Annotated in this window: 12 protein-coding genes; 9 read left to right on the forward strand and 3 right to left on the reverse strand. The window is 65.8% G+C overall.

Translation table 11 applies throughout. From position 1 onward, the window contains the following. Positions 1-17: 17 nt before the first annotated feature. From C9I57_RS23315 to C9I57_RS23350, 8 genes are all read left to right on the forward strand, one after another. Positions 18-1,280 carry an arginine N-succinyltransferase gene (locus C9I57_RS23315; protein WP_107153016.1) on the forward strand — a complete coding sequence of 421 codons (1,263 nt, stop codon included), beginning with the start codon at positions 18-20 and terminating at the stop codon, positions 1,278-1,280. Next, entirely contained in the window at positions 1,277-2,335 is a 1,059-nt protein-coding gene (astA, locus tag C9I57_RS23320; RefSeq protein ID WP_107152980.1) for an arginine N-succinyltransferase, read from the forward strand. Before C9I57_RS23315 ends, astA begins: the two co-directional genes overlap by 4 nt. Positions 2,336-2,340: 5 nt before the next feature. Further along, positions 2,341-3,804 carry a succinylglutamate-semialdehyde dehydrogenase gene (gene astD, locus C9I57_RS23325; protein ID WP_107153015.1) on the forward strand — a complete coding sequence of 488 codons (1,464 nt, stop codon included), beginning with the start codon at positions 2,341-2,343 and terminating at the stop codon, positions 3,802-3,804. A 198-nt stretch (positions 3,805-4,002) separates the two neighbouring features. Continuing rightward, positions 4,003-5,343, forward strand: coding sequence for an N-succinylarginine dihydrolase (gene astB, locus C9I57_RS23330; protein ID WP_107152981.1), 1,341 nt, complete (start codon positions 4,003-4,005; stop codon positions 5,341-5,343). Further along, the gene (gene astE, locus C9I57_RS23335; RefSeq protein ID WP_107152982.1) at positions 5,327-6,415 is read left to right on the forward strand and encodes a succinylglutamate desuccinylase; all 1,089 of its coding nucleotides are present in this window, start codon (positions 5,327-5,329) and stop codon (positions 6,413-6,415) included. The genes astB and astE overlap by 17 nt, the downstream gene beginning before the upstream one ends. A 392-nt stretch (positions 6,416-6,807) precedes the next feature. Then, on the forward strand, positions 6,808-7,866 hold the full coding sequence (locus C9I57_RS23340) for a sugar ABC transporter substrate-binding protein (RefSeq protein WP_107152983.1): 1,059 nt from the start codon (positions 6,808-6,810) through the stop codon (positions 7,864-7,866). Further along, complete coding sequence (locus C9I57_RS23345; RefSeq protein ID WP_107152984.1) at positions 7,866-8,864, forward strand: ABC transporter permease; 999 nt, start codon at positions 7,866-7,868, stop codon at positions 8,862-8,864. Before C9I57_RS23340 ends, C9I57_RS23345 begins: the two co-directional genes overlap by 1 nt. Then, positions 8,864-9,640: an ATP-binding cassette domain-containing protein gene (locus tag C9I57_RS23350; protein WP_107152985.1), complete on the forward strand. Its 777-nt coding sequence runs from the start codon at positions 8,864-8,866 to the stop codon at positions 9,638-9,640. Before C9I57_RS23345 ends, C9I57_RS23350 begins: the two co-directional genes overlap by 1 nt. 16 nt (positions 9,641-9,656) lie before the next feature. Here C9I57_RS23350 and C9I57_RS23355 read toward each other — a convergent pair whose 3' ends face one another. Next, positions 9,657-10,055 carry a hypothetical protein gene (locus C9I57_RS23355; RefSeq protein WP_107152986.1) on the reverse strand — a complete coding sequence of 133 codons (399 nt, stop codon included), beginning with the start codon at positions 10,053-10,055 and terminating at the stop codon, positions 9,657-9,659. A 242-nt stretch (positions 10,056-10,297) separates the two neighbouring features. Here C9I57_RS23355 and C9I57_RS23360 point away from each other — a divergent pair, with 242 nt between their 5' ends. Continuing rightward, positions 10,298-11,656, forward strand: a complete 1,359-nt coding sequence (locus C9I57_RS23360; protein ID WP_107152987.1) for an EAL and HDOD domain-containing protein — start codon at positions 10,298-10,300, stop codon at positions 11,654-11,656. A gap of 69 nt (positions 11,657-11,725) precedes the next feature. On the opposite strand, the gene C9I57_RS23365 is transcribed toward C9I57_RS23360, so the two are convergent. Both C9I57_RS23365 and C9I57_RS23370 read right to left on the reverse strand, forming a co-directional pair. Then, complete coding sequence (locus C9I57_RS23365) at positions 11,726-13,180, reverse strand: HDOD domain-containing protein (protein WP_107152988.1); 1,455 nt, start codon at positions 13,178-13,180, stop codon at positions 11,726-11,728. An 88-nt stretch (positions 13,181-13,268) separates the two neighbouring features. Beyond that, on the reverse strand, positions 13,269-15,029 hold the full coding sequence (locus C9I57_RS23370; protein ID WP_219909904.1) for an EAL domain-containing protein: 1,761 nt from the start codon (positions 15,027-15,029) through the stop codon (positions 13,269-13,271). Positions 15,030-15,441: the final 412 nt, after the last annotated feature.

Consider the following 15,441-nt stretch of genomic DNA (forward strand, 5'->3'; position numbering starts at 1 on the left):
CCGAGACTGGAACGACGATGCTTTTCGTACGCCCCGGAAGACTCTCCGACCTCGACGCGCTCGAGAAAATGGCCCGCGCGGCGCGGCCCGTGCTGCATTCGCTGCCGCACGATCGGCAGGCACTGGAAGCGCGCGTCGCGCTCTCCGAGGATTCGTTTCGCGCGGACGTGGACTTCCCGGGCGAGGAGTTCTATCTCTTCGTGCTCGAAGACAGTGCGACGGGCGAACTGCTCGGCACGTCGAGCATCGTCGCCTCGGCCGGCTACGCGGCGCCGTTCTACGCCTTTCGCAACGACGCGTTGATCCATGCGTCGCGAGAGCTCCGTGTGAGCCGCAAGATTCATGCGCTCACGATGTCGCACGAGCTGACGGGCAAGAGCCGGCTTGCCGGTTTCTATCTCGACCCGTCGGTGCTGGACGGCGTTCACGCGCGATCGGAAGCGCTCCCGCCGCAAGCTGCCGCCGCGGCGGCACACCTGCTCTCGCGCGCGCGAATGATTTACGTCGCCGCGAATCGCCGGCGCTTCACATCCGAGGTGTTTTCGCTGCTGCTGGGCGTGACCGACGATGCCGGTGTGTCACCGTTCTGGGAGGCCGTGGGCCGGCGCTTCTTCGGCCGTGACTTTCCTGAAATCGAGAAAATCTCGGGCGGGCGCAGCGCCACGTTCATTGCCGAGGTGATGCCGTCTTATCCGCTTTACGTGCCGCTGCTGCCCGAAGCCGCGCAGCGCGTGCTCGGCGAGCCCAACCCGAAGAGCTTGCTGGCTTACGACATTCACCTCGAGGAAGGTTTCGAGCCGGATCGCTTCGTCGACATCTTCGATGCGGGGCCGGTGCTGACCGCGCACGTCGATCGCAGCGCGTGCGTCACGCACAATGAAACGCGCACGGTGCGCGAGACGGCGGAGCCGAGGCATACCGCCGGCGCACCGCGCACGCCCGAGACGGCGGCCGAGTCGGCGGGCGGAGCAGTGGCTGCGGCCGGCGCGTCCCAAGTGCCTGACACGCAGACCTATCTCGTCGCCAGCAACCGCGAGGGCGAGTTTCGCTGCCTATTGGCCGAACTGCCCGCCGACGAAAGCGAGGGCGCGACGCTCGCGTCGGCGGCTCGTGCCGTGCTCGAGGTCGTGCATGGCGATTTCGTTCGCTGCGTGCCGCTGCATCGGCGCGCGGCCGATCCGGGCGAGGCGGCGGACGATGACGCCGATGTCTACCGCGAGCCTTCCGCCGGTCGCAGTTCAGTCCGTTCCGCATCCGCTGCGCAAGGAGCTCGCCGATGATCGTCGTTCGCGCCGTCACGACTGGTGACATCGACGCGCTCGTCGCGCTCGCGCAGGAAACGGGCCCCGGGCTCACCACGTTCAAGCCCGATCGCGATGCGCTCGTCGCGCGCATCGAGCGATCGAAAAAGACGATCGAGGGCCGCGCCGCGCCGCAGGAATCGGGCTACTTCTTCGTCATGGAGGATTCCGCGACGGGCGACGTGGCCGGCGTCTGCGGGATCGAGACAGCGGTCGGCCTCGAGCAGCCGTTTTACAACTACCGCGTGAGCACGGTCGTGCACGCGAGCCAGGAGCTCGGCGTCTGGACCAAGATGTCGCTGCTCAACATCGCGCACGATCTCACGGGCTATGCCGAGGTCTGCTCGCTGTTCCTCTCGCCGCGTTACCGCGCGCACGGCGTGGGCGGGTTGCTGTCGCGTTCGCGCTTCATGTTCATCGCCCAGTTCCGCGATCGCTTCCCCGACCGGCTCTGCGCCGAGTTGCGCGGGCATTTCGACGCCGACGGCACGTCGCCGTTCTGGCGCGCCGTGGGCGTGCATTTTTATCAGATCGACTTCAACGAAGCCGACTATCTGAGCGCGCACGGCCGCAAATCGTTTCTCGCCGAGTTGATGCCGCGCTATCCGGTCTACGCCGATCTGCTGCCCGAAGAGGCGCAGCTCGCCATCGGCAAGACGCATCGCGACACGGCGCCCGCGCGCAAGATGCTCGAAGCGGAGGGGCTGCGCTACGAGAATCATGTCGACATTTTCGACGCCGGCCCCGTGCTCGAATGCCACATCGACGACTTGCGCACGATGCGCGAGAGCGTCGTCGTGCCGGTGGTCATCGACGAGGCCTCGGCCGCACGGCCGGCCGACTCGGAGGGCGCTGCGGGAGCACCACGCGCGCTCGTGTCGAACACGATGCTCACCGATTTTCGTGTCGGCATGGTGCCGGGCGTGGCCGAAGGGGGCGCGATGCGTCTCGCGGCCGCCGATGCCGCCGCGCTGCACGTGCGCGAGGGTGATGCCGTGCGCGTGCTCGCGCTGACCAGAAACCAGCAGGGATGATCGAAATGACAGGACTTTTTATCGATGGCGCGTGGGTCGGGGCGAACGGCCACACGTTCTGCTCGCGCAATCCCGGGACGGGCGAGATCGTCTGGGAGGGCAAAAGCGCGACGGCCGACGACGTCGAGCGCGCCGTCATGAGCGCGCGGCGCGCGTTTGCGAGCTGGTCGGCGACGTCGCTCGAAGCGCGCTGCGAGATCGCGCGCCGTTTCGCCGCGATCCTCGCCGAGCGTAAGGAAGCGCTCGCTCACGCGATCGGCCGCGAGACTGGCAAGCCGTTGTGGGAGGCGCGCACCGAAGTCGCGTCGATGGCGGCGAAGGTCGACATCTCGATCGCGGCCTATCACGAGCGCACGGGCGAGAAGCGCACGGCGATGGCCGACGGCGTCGCGGTCTTGAGGCATCGCCCGCATGGTGTCGTCGCCGTTTTCGGCCCCTACAACTTTCCCGGCCACTTGCCGAACGGACATATCGTGCCCGCGCTGATCGCCGGCAACTGCGTCGTCTTCAAGCCGTCCGAGCTTGCGCCGGCCGTGGCGCACGCAACGGTTGAGGCGTGGCGCGATGCCGGGTTGCCCGCCGGCGTGCTGAACCTCGTGCAAGGGGAGAAGGAGACGGGCATCGCGCTCGCCCAGCATCGGCAGATCGACGGGCTTTTCTTCACGGGCAGCTCCGATACGGGCACGCTGCTCCACAAGCAGTTCGGCGGGCGGCCCGAGATCGTGCTCGCGCTCGAGATGGGCGGCAACAATCCGCTCGTCGTCGCGCAGGTGGCTGACATCGACGCCGCCGTTCATCACACGATTCAGTCCGCGTATCTGTCGGCCGGACAGCGCTGCACCTGCGCGCGTCGAATCTTCGTGCCGCGCGGAGCGTTCGGCGATCGTTTCGTCGCTCGCTTCGTCGACGTGACATCGCGCATTGCCTACGGACGTTACGACGCTGAGCCGCAGCCTTTCATGGGCGCCGTCGTATCGGCGCGAGCGGCCGCGCGCCTCGTCGCGGCGCAAGACAAGCTCATCGAGCGCGGCGCGCATGCGTTGTTGCGGATGGAGCAGCGCGACCCGGAGCTCGGCTTCGTGAGTCCCGCCGTTCTCGACGTAACGGAAGTACGCGATCTGCCCGACGAAGAGCACTTTGGCCCGCTTGCGCAGATCGTTCGTTATGCGACGCTCGACGAGGCGATCGAGCGCGCGAACGATACGGTCTACGGCCTCTCGGCGGGTCTGCTGGCCGACGACGAGGCGGCGTGGACGCAGTTTCACCGCACGATCCGCGCGGGCATCGTGAACTGGAACCGGCCGACGAACGGTGCGTCGTCGGCGGCGCCTTTCGGCGGCACGGGGCGCTCGGGCAATCATCGGCCGAGCGCCTATTACGCGGCCGATTACTGCGCGTATCCGATGGCCTCGGTCGAGAGCGCGCAGCTGCGGATGCCCGCGAGCACGCCGCCGGGGCTCCATTTCTAGAGAGCTAGTGCCCTGTCCCGTACGTTCTTTGATAAATGAAATTGTCCAGATGGTCGTCAGGCAAGGAGGGAGGAGGCGCCATAGCCGTAGCTATGGCAACGACGAGCGACGCCGTCCTGGCGGCCATCTGGGCGATTTCATATCAAAGGAACTTGCGGGACAGGGCACTAAACAAAACGGAACGACGAAGGATCGACGATGCAAGCACGGGAAGCCAATTTCGACGGGCTCGTGGGGCCGACGCACAACTACGCGGGACTGTCGTTCGGGAACGTCGCCTCGCAAACGAACGAGAAGACGGTCGCCAATCCACTCGCGGCGGCAAAGCAAGGCTTGCGCAAGATGAAGCGGCTTGCCGATCTCGGCTTTTTGCAAGGCGTGTTGCCGCCGCAGGAGCGGCCGTCGCTGCGCTTGCTGCGTGAGCTCGGATTTTCTGGGAGCGACGCGCGCGTAATCGAGCGCGCGGCCAAGGACGCGCCCGAGCTCCTTGCCGCGGCGAGCTCGGCGTCGGCGATGTGGACCGCCAATGCCGCAACGGTCAGCCCCTCGGCCGATACCGAGGACGGGCGCGTGCATTTCACGCCGGCCAATCTGACGAGCAAGCTGCATCGCGCGATCGAGCACGAAGCGACGCGCCGCACGCTGGCGGCGATCTTCGCCGACGAGCGGCACTTTGCCGTGCACGAGGCGCTGCCAGGCACGCCCGCGCTCGGCGACGAAGGGGCGGCGAACCATACGCGCTTTTGCTCGCAATACGGCGAGCGCGGCGTCGAGTTCTTCGTCTACGGGCGCAGCGAATATCGGCGCGGGCCCGAGCCGCGGCGCTATCCGGCGCGCCAGACGTTCGAGGCGAGCCGCGCCGTCGCGCAGCGCCACCGTTTGCGCGAAGACGCGACGGTCTATGCGCAGCAGAACCCCGAGGTGATCGACGAGGGCGTGTTTCATAACGACGTGATCGCCGTCGGCAATCGCGAGACGCTTTTTTGCCATGAACGTGCGTTCGTCGATCAGGCGGGCGTCTACGATCGGCTGCGCGCACAACTATCGCGTCTGGATGCGACGTTCAACTTCATCGAGGTGCCCGACGCGCGCGTGACCGTGTCCGACGCCGTCTCGTCGTATCTCTTCAACAGCCAGCTCGTGACGCGGCCCGATGGCCGCGACGTGCTCGTCGTTCCACAGGAGTGCCGTGAGAACCCGCGCGTGTCGGCCTATCTCGACGACCTCGTCGCCGGTGGCGGGCCGATCGGCGAAGTGCTCGTCTTCGAATTGCGTGAAAGCATGAAGAACGGCGGGGGGCCCGCTTGCCTGCGCTTGCGCGTCGTTCTCGACGAGGCGGAACGAGCGGCGGTGAAGCCGGGCGTCTGGATCGACGATGCGCTGTTCGTGCGACTCGACGGATGGATCGGCAAGCACTATCGCGATCGGCTCGCGCCTGAGGATTTGGCCGATCCGGCGCTGATCGTCGAATCGCGGACGGCGCTCGATGAGCTCACGCAGATTCTCGGCGTGGGATCGCTCTATGACTTCCAGCGCTGAATCGAAGCTGCCGCCGATGCTCGCCGATTTTCTCGGCTTCACGCTGTCGGGAGCGCAGCCCGGCGCGGGAGAGGCTGCCGGCGAGTGCGCCGACCTACGGTACACGTGGCGCGGCGGCGGACTGCTCGAGCTGGAACCGACGTCGGCGGATCCGGCGGCACGCCCGGGATGCGTTCCGGCGAGCGTGCTGCTTTCGGCCGGCGTGCATGGCGACGAGACAGCACCGATCGAGCTCCTTTCGCGGCTCGTTGCCGAGCTGGCGGCCGGGGCGCTGCCGCTCGCCTGCCGGCTTCTCGTCGTCCTCGGCAATCTCGACGCGATGCGCGAGGGTTGCCGCTATATCGACGATGATTTGAATCGGCTTTTTTGCGGGCGGCATGCGCGCTTGCCGGGAAGTCACGAGGCGCCGCGCGCGATGGCGCTCGAAGCGGCCGCCGAGCGATTTTTCGGCCCGGGCGCCGGCGCGGCCGCACCGCCCGCCCAGATGCGTTGGCATATCGACATGCATACGGCCATCCGCGCCTCCGTCTTCGAGCAGTTCGCGCTGCTGCCGCATACGGAGGGGTGTCCGTCGCGCGAGATGTTCGATTGGCTCGCGCGGGCACGGATCGCCGCGGTATTGCTGCATACGGCGAAAGGGAATACCTACACGCAGTTCACGGCCGAGACTTTCGGCGCAACGGCCTGCACGCTCGAGCTCGGCAAGGTCCGGCCGTTCGGGGAAAACGACCTGACGCGTTTCGCCGCGGCCGATGACGCCGTGCGCGCATTGATATCAGGCGCGCCGTTCCGCGGCGAATCGCCGATGCCGCGCGCGTTTTCCGTCGTCGATCAGATTACGAAGTTGAGCGAAGCGTTCGAACTGAACCTCGCCGCCGACGTGCCGAATTTCACGCCGCTTGCGAAAGGGGCGCAGCTTGCCGTCGACGGGGACTATCGCTACGTTGTATCGCGCGACGAAGAGCGCATCGTCTTTCCCAATCCAACCGTGAAGCCTGGCTTGCGCGCGGGATTGATCGTCGTGGAAACGACGTCTGAGACGCTCGCCGCGCTAAAGTCCGATAACGGCTGAAAGAAGTCCGACTATTTATAAATGCTTTCTGTAAATGCGCCTGTGCTGGATCGCAGCATTACGCCGATTGCATGCAAAATAGTCGGACTAGTTAAGGGTATACATCGATTATTAGACGATAGTCGGCTGAGATAGCATTTTCAGGCCCCGCCGCCTGCTGCGTAACCATCTGGCGCGTATGTAGCATTCACGGTGGCGGCACAGTTGTAACGCTGAGCGCTCGCGTTTTCCGCCGGCGCTTTCTTTCTCGTTTGAGGTGACGTTCCAGAAACAAAAAACAGGAGGCCGTCATGAAAGTACCCCCACGCTCACTACGTTCGCTGCCCCCCGAGGGGGCTGAGGCGTCCCTTGGGGCGGCCCGGCGGGACGCCGTCGCGCAAGAGCGCGAAGAAATGGAAGAAGTAAGCGGTACACGGCGCGGACTACTACAGGGCGCAGGTCTGGCGACGGCCCTTGCTCTACTGGGCGGAGCGATGACGCCGGCCCAGGCGGCCGAGGGCGAGCCTTTTCCCGCCCACAAACGTTGGAAAATTGTCTTCGTCAACCATGTGACGACGAATCCGTTCTTCGTGCCGACGCAATACGGCATCCAAGACGCCTGCAAGATGTTCGGCATGGACTATCAGTGGACCGGATCGGCCAACGCCGACGTCTCCGAGATGGTGAACGCGCTGAACGCGGCCGTCGCCGCGAAGGCCGATGCGATCGCCGTGCCGATCGTCGACCCGAATGCCTTCAACGCGCCGATCCAGAAAGCGCTCGACGCCGGCATTCCGGTCTTCGCCTATAACGCCGACGCTCCCGCAGGTAAATCGAATCCGCGCCTCGCCTATATCGGCCAGGATTTGTACTTGTCCGGCTACCAGATGGGCGAGCGGATCGCCAGCATGATCGATAGCGGGCTCGTCGCACTTTTCATTGCCACACCGGGTCAGCTCAACATCCAGCCGCGTCTCGATGGGGCGAAGGACGCCATCAAGAAGTCGGGCAAGAACATCGATGCGCAGCAGATCGCCACGGGCGCGACGGTCAACGAGGAGCTCTCGAAGATCAAATCGTTCTACCTCGGGCACCAGGACCTGAAAGGCATGTTCGCCGTCGATGCCGGCAGCACGCAGGGCGTCGCCGAGGTGATGAAGGAATCGAACCTCAAGTCGAAGGGCGTGCATGGCGGAGGCTTCGATCTGCTGCCGCGCACCGTGCAACTCATTCACGAGGGCGTGCTTGACTTCACGATCGACCAGCAGCCTTATGTCCAGGGCTTCTATACTGTTCTCGAGGCATTCGTGTTCCTGGCGTCGGGCGGGCTCGTCGGACCGGCCAACATCAACACGGGCCTCAAGTTCGTGACGAAGGACACGGTCGAGCCCTACCTCAACACTTCGACGCGCTATGAAGGCAAGAGCACCAAGGCGCAGATCGTGCCTCACAGTGGGGCGATCAAATCGTGATGTCTTCCATCGCTGACTCCCGCAGCGCAGGCGCGCGCCTGAAGCTGCGGGCGGGTAAAGTCGCGCGCTCTGCCGAGCTTCGCATCCTCGTGGTAGCGCTGCTTCTCGGCGCTTACTTCGAGGTCGTTAATCACGACTTTCTGCTCACGTCCGCGAGCCTCACGAACCTGTCGCAGTTCATCGCGCCGGCCGCCATCATCGCCTGTGGCGAGATCATGCTGATGATCGGCGGCGAAATCGATCTGTCCGCGGGCATGGTGTTCGCCTTCGCACCGTTCATCATGCACTTCGCGAACGATGCGGGGGCGCCCGCCTGGGCGGCGCTGCTGATCGGCATTCTCGCCGCCGCGGTCGTGGGGTTCGTGAACGGCGCGCTGACGGTTTATCTGAGGATTCCGTCGTTCGTCACCACGCTCGGCACGCTGTTCTTCGTCAACGGCTTCACCCTGACGATTTCGCAAGGCACGCCCGTCACGCCGCCCGAAAATGAGGCGTTCGCATCGTTCATGGGGGCCTGGGGCTATAGCGAAATCATCTGGGCGGTCGTCATTGCCGCCGCGATGCACGTCTTGCTGCGGCACACGCGCTGGGGGCTCCATACGATCGCGGCGGGAGCGAACGCGCTAGGCGCCAGCGAAGCGGGCATTCAAATCCGCACGCTGAAGCTCGGCAACTTCATCCTCGCCGCTGTCCTTGCCGGCTTCACGGGCATACTCGAAGGCTTTCGTATCACGTCGATCGATCCGCAGGCGGGCGGCAACCAGATCATGTTCCTCGCCGTCGCCGCCGCCGTGATCGGCGGCACGCCGCTCGCGGGCGGCTCGGGCACGATCATCGGCGGGTTCATCGGCGCGGCGGTGCTCGGCATTCTGAACGACGGCTTCACGCTCGTCGGCATCAATGCATTCACGTTCAACATGATCCTCGGCGCGGCCATCGTCGTCGCGATGATCATCAACATTCACCTCATGCGTCTCGCGCGCAAGGGAGAGCCGTGATGTCGGGGGCAGGGGGGGAGGAAGCGCTGCGCGTCGAGCATATCGTCAAGCGCTTCGGCGCGGTGACCGCGCTCGACGGCGTGAGCATCACATTGCGGCGCGGCGAGATCCTCGGGATCCTGGGCGACAACGGCGCGGGCAAGTCGACGTTGATGAAGATCCTGACGGGCTTTCATCAGCAAACGAGCGGCAAGCTCTTCGTGAACGGCGCCGAAACGATGCTACGATCGGTCGATCATGCACGCGCGCTCGGCATCGAGTGTGTCTACCAGGACCTCGCGCTCGCGAACTCGCTCAGCATCTATCACAACATGTTTCTCAACCGCGAGATCGTCCATCGCGGGCCGATCCGCCTGTTGAACAACCGCGCGATGCGGCAGCGCGCGGCGGAATGTCTCGAGGACATCGGGGTGCATGTCCCGTCCGTCGATCTGCCCGTCGAGCAACTTTCGGGCGGTCAACGGCAGGCGATCGCCGTTGCGCGCGCGGTCAACTCCGACGCGCGCATTTTGCTGCTCGACGAGCCGCTTGCCGCGATGGGCGCGCGCGAAGCGGGTCTCATCATCGACCTCATCGTCCGTCTCAAGCAGAAAGGCGATCTGTCGATCGCCATGATCATGCACAACTACGCGCAGACGCTCGATATCGCCGACCACATCGTGCTGATGCAGCGTGGCCGCGTGACGTACGAAAGCGAGGCGGCGAGCACATCCGTGCCGGAGTTGATGGACATCGTTCGGCGCGAGTATCGAGACCTGCGCAACGGCCGGCAGTGACCGGCGCGAGCCCGGTTCAGTTCGCGGCCGGCACGGGACGCCAGCCCGCGGGGCAGCTCGTGACGTACGGATAGTATTGCTCGGCCGACTGGCAGTAGTACCAATAGCGCCCGCCGGCCGGCGGGCGCGCCACCAGCGGCGGCACGAACGGGTCCGGGGACGGATAGACCGGCCCCGGATAGTAGTACCAGAGGCTGCCGACCACCCACCACCATCCGAGGCGGCCGCCGTGCCTGCGGTGACGCCAGTGGCCGCTTTGCCAGAGACGCATGTCGTGCTGGCGAAACTGACTGATGTCGCCATGCCAGTGGGGCCCCAGCGCAACGCTCGGCGCGCCATGATCCGCTTCGTCCGGCTGGCCCGCCGAGGGAGCGCCATGGCTGCCGACGAGCGCAGCGGCGGCAAGCGCGGTCATCGTCCGTCTCGGGGTGGACGGCATGAGAGGTCTCGCAGTCTTCTTCGGGCTTTCAGCATACGCGCCGCGAGCAGGCGTCGCTCCAACAGGCTGCTTCGTTGTGTGCGCATTCGAGCGGTCCCGTACGCCCTATCGCCGTCGCCGACCCCATCGTATAATCCGCCGAAATCCGCTCCGGTTTGGAGCTGTCGCGGCCGGAAGCGATAAAAAAAACGTAAGCGCATCGAAAGGGGCAGAGGCTGATGGGGATCACGAACGATACGGGGGTGAGCTTGCAGGCGGGCGGCCAGTCTCCGCTGGCTGAGGGGCACCCGCAGATCTTGCATCCCGCGCGGCAGCCTCTCGTCGACGCCGATGGCCTTTTGCACGGATTCGAGCTGATCGCGCGAGAGCCGAGCCGCGTTGGGGACATCGCCCTCGACGATGAGGGCGAGCGCAAGCCCCACGCCGAGGCCGATGCGGCCGCGGCGCAAACGTTGGCGATGCTCGGTGCAAGCGGTGTGCGCGCCGCGCTCGGCGGGCATCGCGGCTATCTGAACGTCAGTCGCGCGTTACTTTTGTCGGACGCGTTCGCGCGCATATCCCCCGATCGTTTCTTTCTCGAGCTGCCGCCCGACATCGAGGCCGATACCGAGCTCGTCGCGCGCCTCGTCTCGTTGCACGCGAAGCGTCACCGATTCGTGCTCGATCACGTGACGCAGCCGACCGCGGCGTTCGCGAAGCTCTTGCCCTACGCCTACGCGATCAAGGTCGAGGTCGACCGAGCGGCCCCGGAGCTGCTCGCCAAACTGTCCGGCGCGCTGAAATCGGCCGGCAAAATCCTGATCGCGCTCGGCGTGGAATCGCAGGAGACGTTCGAGCGGGCGAGAGCGGCGCATTTCGATCTGTTCCAAGGGTATTTTTTCGCGCGCGGCCACAAGCAGGCCACGCGGCGGGCGAGCGCACCACGCCAGGCGCTGTTGAACCTGCTGCGCCTCTTGACGGCGGACCCGACCGTGGCCCAGCTCGAAGCCGAACTGAAGCTGAACCCCGTTCTCGTCATGCATCTCATGCGTCTCGCGAACTCCGGGGAGGCGAGTATCGGCCGCAAGGTGGAGACGCTGCGCGATGCGATCACGGCAACGGGCACCAACCGCATCGCGCGCTGGACACAGCTGCTGCTTTACGCCGACGGCCGCAAGGTACGACTCGAAGACGATCCGCTCGTGCAGATGGCCGCGACGCGCGCACGGTTCATGGAGATGTCCGTTGCCCGCCTTGCAAAGGCGGATCGCAAGATCGTCGACGGCGCGTTCCTGACCGGCGTATTCTCGCTCGTCGATGCTGTTTTCGGAGGCTCGCTCGAAGAGACGCTGGAGGCGCTCACGCTCTCCAGTCACATCCGCGCGGCCATCCTGCATCGGACGGGCACGCTCGGCACATTGCTCGATGCGATCGAGGCATTCGAGCGGGCCGACTGGGCGGCGCTCGATCGCGCGAGTGCGGCGCTCGCGCCGTTGAGCTCGAGCGAGCTCGCGGAGCTCGCCACGGCCGCCGCGGCATGGGCGAGTTCCGCCGACCAGAGCGAGGAGCACGCGGGACTCGACCATTTCGAGGATTGAGAAAGCTCTCAAGGCTGGCGCCTCGCGCCAGGTTCCCCGAGGGATGAAAGCAAACTAGCGGCGGGTCGATCAGAGCGTTTCGACTTCGCGTGTCGGCGCGCGGTTAAAGAAGCGGCCGAGTTCGCGTGCCAGCTCGTTGAGCGCGCTCATTTCGACTTGCGAGATCTTGCGCGGCTCCTCCTCGTGGAGCCAATCGCCGTAGAGCAGCGCGACCGTCGACTGGTTCGCCGCGACAGGCAGCAGCACGAACGCGCGGGCGTCGGCGAACGCCTCGCGGTACCACGCGGGCAATCGCACGACGATCTTCGAATCCTGTGCGTTTTCGATGAAGATCCCGACCGAGTTCGCGATGGCGAGATGGAAGACGTCCGGTTCGAAAGCCTCGTCGAACTGGAGCATCGGCAGGACGTGATCGACGTTGCGCCCGAAGCCGAGCCGGGCCTTGAAAACGCCCGTGGCCTGGCGCACGAAGACGACGGTGCGCGCGAAGCCGAGGCTCGCGAGCACGGTTTCCGATGCGAGCGCGAGCACGGGCGCGAGTGCATTCTCCGAAGGCAGCGCGCGCAAATCCTCGATGCCGGCCGCGATGCGCACCTCGGCGTCGACGGAGGCCCGCGCGATCGTCGCGGCGCTCGCCCGCAGCTCGTCGATCTCGCGCATGACGCCTTCGCCGGCTTCTTCGCGCGCAAGCGCGATGCTGGTGGCGACGAGCGCATCGGGTTCGGTCGACAGTGCGTGGCAGTAGCGCTGCGCGAGTTCCGCGAGCCGTGCCTCGACCTCATCCGCAGCCGTGCTCGGCGCCGTGAGCGCGTCGGCCACTTCGGTCGAAAAGTTGGTGACGGCGCGCAGCCACTGAACCTGCTGCGGCTCGTCCGCCTCCGGCTCGTAGGTGCCCATGCCGGCGCGAATGATATCGGGCAGCCGCCAGCGCGTGGCGGCCTCGAGGCCGATCTCCTTGAAGCTCACGCCGAGCACGGCCGAGCAGGCCGCGCCTTCGTCGAGCGTGCCGCTCTCGGCCTCGCGGCGAATCGCATCCCATTCGGCTTCGAGGTAGCAGACGACGAGCAGCTTGCCCACCTGCCGCATCAGCGTGCAGACGACGGCCTCTTCGCCGGCGCGCAAGTCGATGCGCTCGGTCAGCTTGCGCGCCACGCAGCCCGAAAGCATCGTGCGGTTCAACTCGAGCTTGGCGTCGATGCGATGCGGCGCGCTTTGATGAAAATGATCGACGATCTTCAGGCCGACGACGAGATGGCCGACGGCATCCATGCCGAGCACCATGAGCGCTCTCGTCACCGTGGTGATGTTGCCGCCGAACGCCATGTACATCGCCGAATTGGCGAGCCGCAGGACTTTTTGCGTCAGCGCGAAGTCCGACAGTACGACCTGCACGAGGGCCGTCAAGTCGAGATCGTCGTTCTTCATCGCGGCCATCGTCGTACGCAGCGACTGCGACAGCATCGGGAAGTCGCCGCGCTCGCTCATGCGCGCCCACAACTTGTCGAGCAGCGCGGCCTTTAACATGTCGTCGATCTCGTCAAAACCATATGCAAGTTAGTGTTATTTGCGGCAACGCTTCGCGAACCGCCCGCGTGCGTTGCCGCTTGACGCTTTAAATCATTGCGTCGGCTTCGTGCAGGCGCAACGTCCGCGATGCGAAGCGCTGAGCAAGCTCCTCCGAAGGCAACGCCTTGCAGATAAGCCATCCCTGGATATGGTTGCAGCCCATCTCGGTGAGGAGCTCTCGCTGCGCTTCCGTTTCCACGCCTTCGGCCACGAGCTCGAGTTCGAGCGTTTGCGCGAGCCCCACCAAGGCCGATACGATCGCCTGATCGTTGCGAGAGGTTAGCAGGTTCTCGACGAAACTGCGGTCGATCTTCAATTTGGCGAGCGGAAAACGTTGCAAATATGCAAGACTCGAGTAGCCCGTGCCGAAGTCGTCGACGGCGAAGCGGATGCCGGCCGCAGTCAACTCCTCGAGCAGCACCTTCGCATGGGCGGGGTCCTGCATCAGCAGGCTCTCCGTGATTTCGAGCACGAGCCGGCGCGCGTCGAGCCCGGTGAGCGAAAGCGCGTCGCGCACGTTTTGCGTGAAGTTCGGATCGCGGAACTGCTGCGGCGAAACGTTGACGGCGACGTATTGCAGCGCGATGTCTTGAGCGTCCCATTGCACGAGTTGCATGCAGGCGACCTTCAGCACCCAGTTGCCCAGATAGTTGATGAGGCCGATCGATTCGGCGAGGGGGACGAACGTCGAGGGCGGCACGAGCCCATGCACGGGATGATGCCAGCGGATCAGCGCCTCGACGCCGACGACGCCGCCGCTCGTACTGCTCGTGATCGGCTGAAAATGTAGCGCGAACTCGCCGTTGCGCACGCCATCGTAGAGGTCGGCCTCGAGTTTCAGGCGCTCGGCATCGGCCGGATCGGCGCTCGGCGCGTGGAACGCCAGGGTGTTGCTGCCCGAGGCCTTCGCCTGCACGAGCGCATGATCGGCACGGCGCAGGAACTGGGCGTGATGACCGGGCCGCGTGGCGTCGACGCCGGGTTCCGGATAAAGCGCGATGCCGATGCTCGCCGAGAGATGCACGGGCTGGCCGTCGAACGTGTAGGGCTGCTGCACGGCCGTCATGAAGCGGCGACCGAGCGCCTCGGCGGCGGCCGCGGCGTCGTCGCGCGTGGCCGCGCGCAACAGCACCGCGAATTTGTCGCTCGTCAGGCGCGCGAGCGTCTCGCTCGGCGAGACGAGGCCGGCCAGCCGCTGCGCCGTATCGCGCAGCAGCGCGTCGCCGGCGTCGTAGCCGAGCGCGCGGTTGACGCGCTGATAATCGTCGAGATCGACGAGCACGAGCGCCGCGGCCGTGCGCTTCGCGTCGGCTTCGTCCTGCGCGAGCCGGATCCGGTCGGCGAGGGCCGTGCCGTTTGCAAGGCCCGTCATGCGGTCGTTGTGGAGCTCGTAGGTGAGGCGCTCTTCCGTAGCACGCCAACTCGTCACGTCGAACGCGCAGACGGCGAAGCCGGGCGTGCCCTCGTGCGTGCTTGGCACGATGCGCAGCTCGACGGAGATCGGGTACGTGAGCGACTTCATCAGGTGCAGCGTTGCCCGCTCGACCTGGCGTGTCTGGGACGCGCGCGCGACGAGCGCGTCGAACGCCGCCACATCGCCCGCCGCGACGAGCTCGTGCAGCGTCACGGCCCGCAGGTACTCGCGCCGGTAGCCGATGAAGCGCAGGCTTGCCTCCGAGACGTAGACGAAGCGCAGATTCGAGTCGACGTGGGCGAGAAAGTCGACGGGGCCGACGATGTGCTCGAGCCTGGCCGCGAACGCGTTGCCCTGATCGCTCCCGCCCGTCTCGCCGCCGCGGGCGGCTATCCGTGCCGCGCCGCCACGGCGCAGCAGCAGATCGATCGCCGCGCGCAGCGTTGGGCGGCGCGCGGCGCTGGTGTTTTTCTCTTGCATTGGTTCTCGTAGACGACTGGGTCCGGGCTGGGCGGCGCGAAGTCGAGCGCTCGACGCGATGCCTTCCAACAGCGGAATTATCGGCGCTCTCGCGGGTTTCTTTAGCTATTTTGCCCGAATGGAGGGATTTGTAAGGCTAATGCGCCCCGGAGCCGCGAAAGGAAATCCGCGCCGACGGGCGTGAGAGCCGTCGGGCGCGTGACGGGCGTGAGCCGCCGAACATTGCCGACGCGCGAACGCCACGCGCGGGTTGGAGTGGCGCTACTGCCGTTGATAAATCTCCGCGCCGCTCTTGACGAACTCGACGGCTTTCACTTCCATGCCC

Origin of the sequence: Trinickia symbiotica, assembly GCF_003028655.1 — a bacterium.
Classification (GTDB): Bacteria; Pseudomonadota; Gammaproteobacteria; order Burkholderiales; family Burkholderiaceae; genus Trinickia; species Trinickia symbiotica_A.

What these genes read in the sequence shown, in the direction of transcription:
- C9I57_RS23340 (WP_107152983.1), top strand. Translation starts at nt 6,808, where the DNA reads ATGGAAGAAGTAAGCGGTACACGGCGCGGACTACTACAGGGCGCAGGT.
- astE (WP_107152982.1), top strand. Translation starts at nt 5,327, where the DNA reads ATGACTTCCAGCGCTGAATCGAAGCTGCCGCCGATGCTCGCCGATTTT.
- astD (WP_107153015.1), top strand. Translation starts at nt 2,341, where the DNA reads ATGACAGGACTTTTTATCGATGGCGCGTGGGTCGGGGCGAACGGCCAC.
- C9I57_RS23350 (WP_107152985.1), top strand. Translation starts at nt 8,864, where the DNA reads ATGTCGGGGGCAGGGGGGGAGGAAGCGCTGCGCGTCGAGCATATCGTC.
- C9I57_RS23360 (WP_107152987.1), top strand. Translation starts at nt 10,298, where the DNA reads ATGGGGATCACGAACGATACGGGGGTGAGCTTGCAGGCGGGCGGCCAG.
- astB (WP_107152981.1), top strand. Translation starts at nt 4,003, where the DNA reads ATGCAAGCACGGGAAGCCAATTTCGACGGGCTCGTGGGGCCGACGCAC.
- C9I57_RS23345 (WP_107152984.1), top strand. Translation starts at nt 7,866, where the DNA reads ATGTCTTCCATCGCTGACTCCCGCAGCGCAGGCGCGCGCCTGAAGCTG.
- C9I57_RS23355 (WP_107152986.1), bottom strand. Translation starts at nt 10,055, where the DNA reads ATGACCGCGCTTGCCGCCGCTGCGCTCGTCGGCAGCCATGGCGCTCCC.
- C9I57_RS23365 (WP_107152988.1), bottom strand. Translation starts at nt 13,180, where the DNA reads ATGTTAAAGGCCGCGCTGCTCGACAAGTTGTGGGCGCGCATGAGCGAG.
- astA (WP_107152980.1), top strand. Translation starts at nt 1,277, where the DNA reads ATGATCGTCGTTCGCGCCGTCACGACTGGTGACATCGACGCGCTCGTC.
- C9I57_RS23315 (WP_107153016.1), top strand. Translation starts at nt 18, where the DNA reads ATGCTTTTCGTACGCCCCGGAAGACTCTCCGACCTCGACGCGCTCGAG.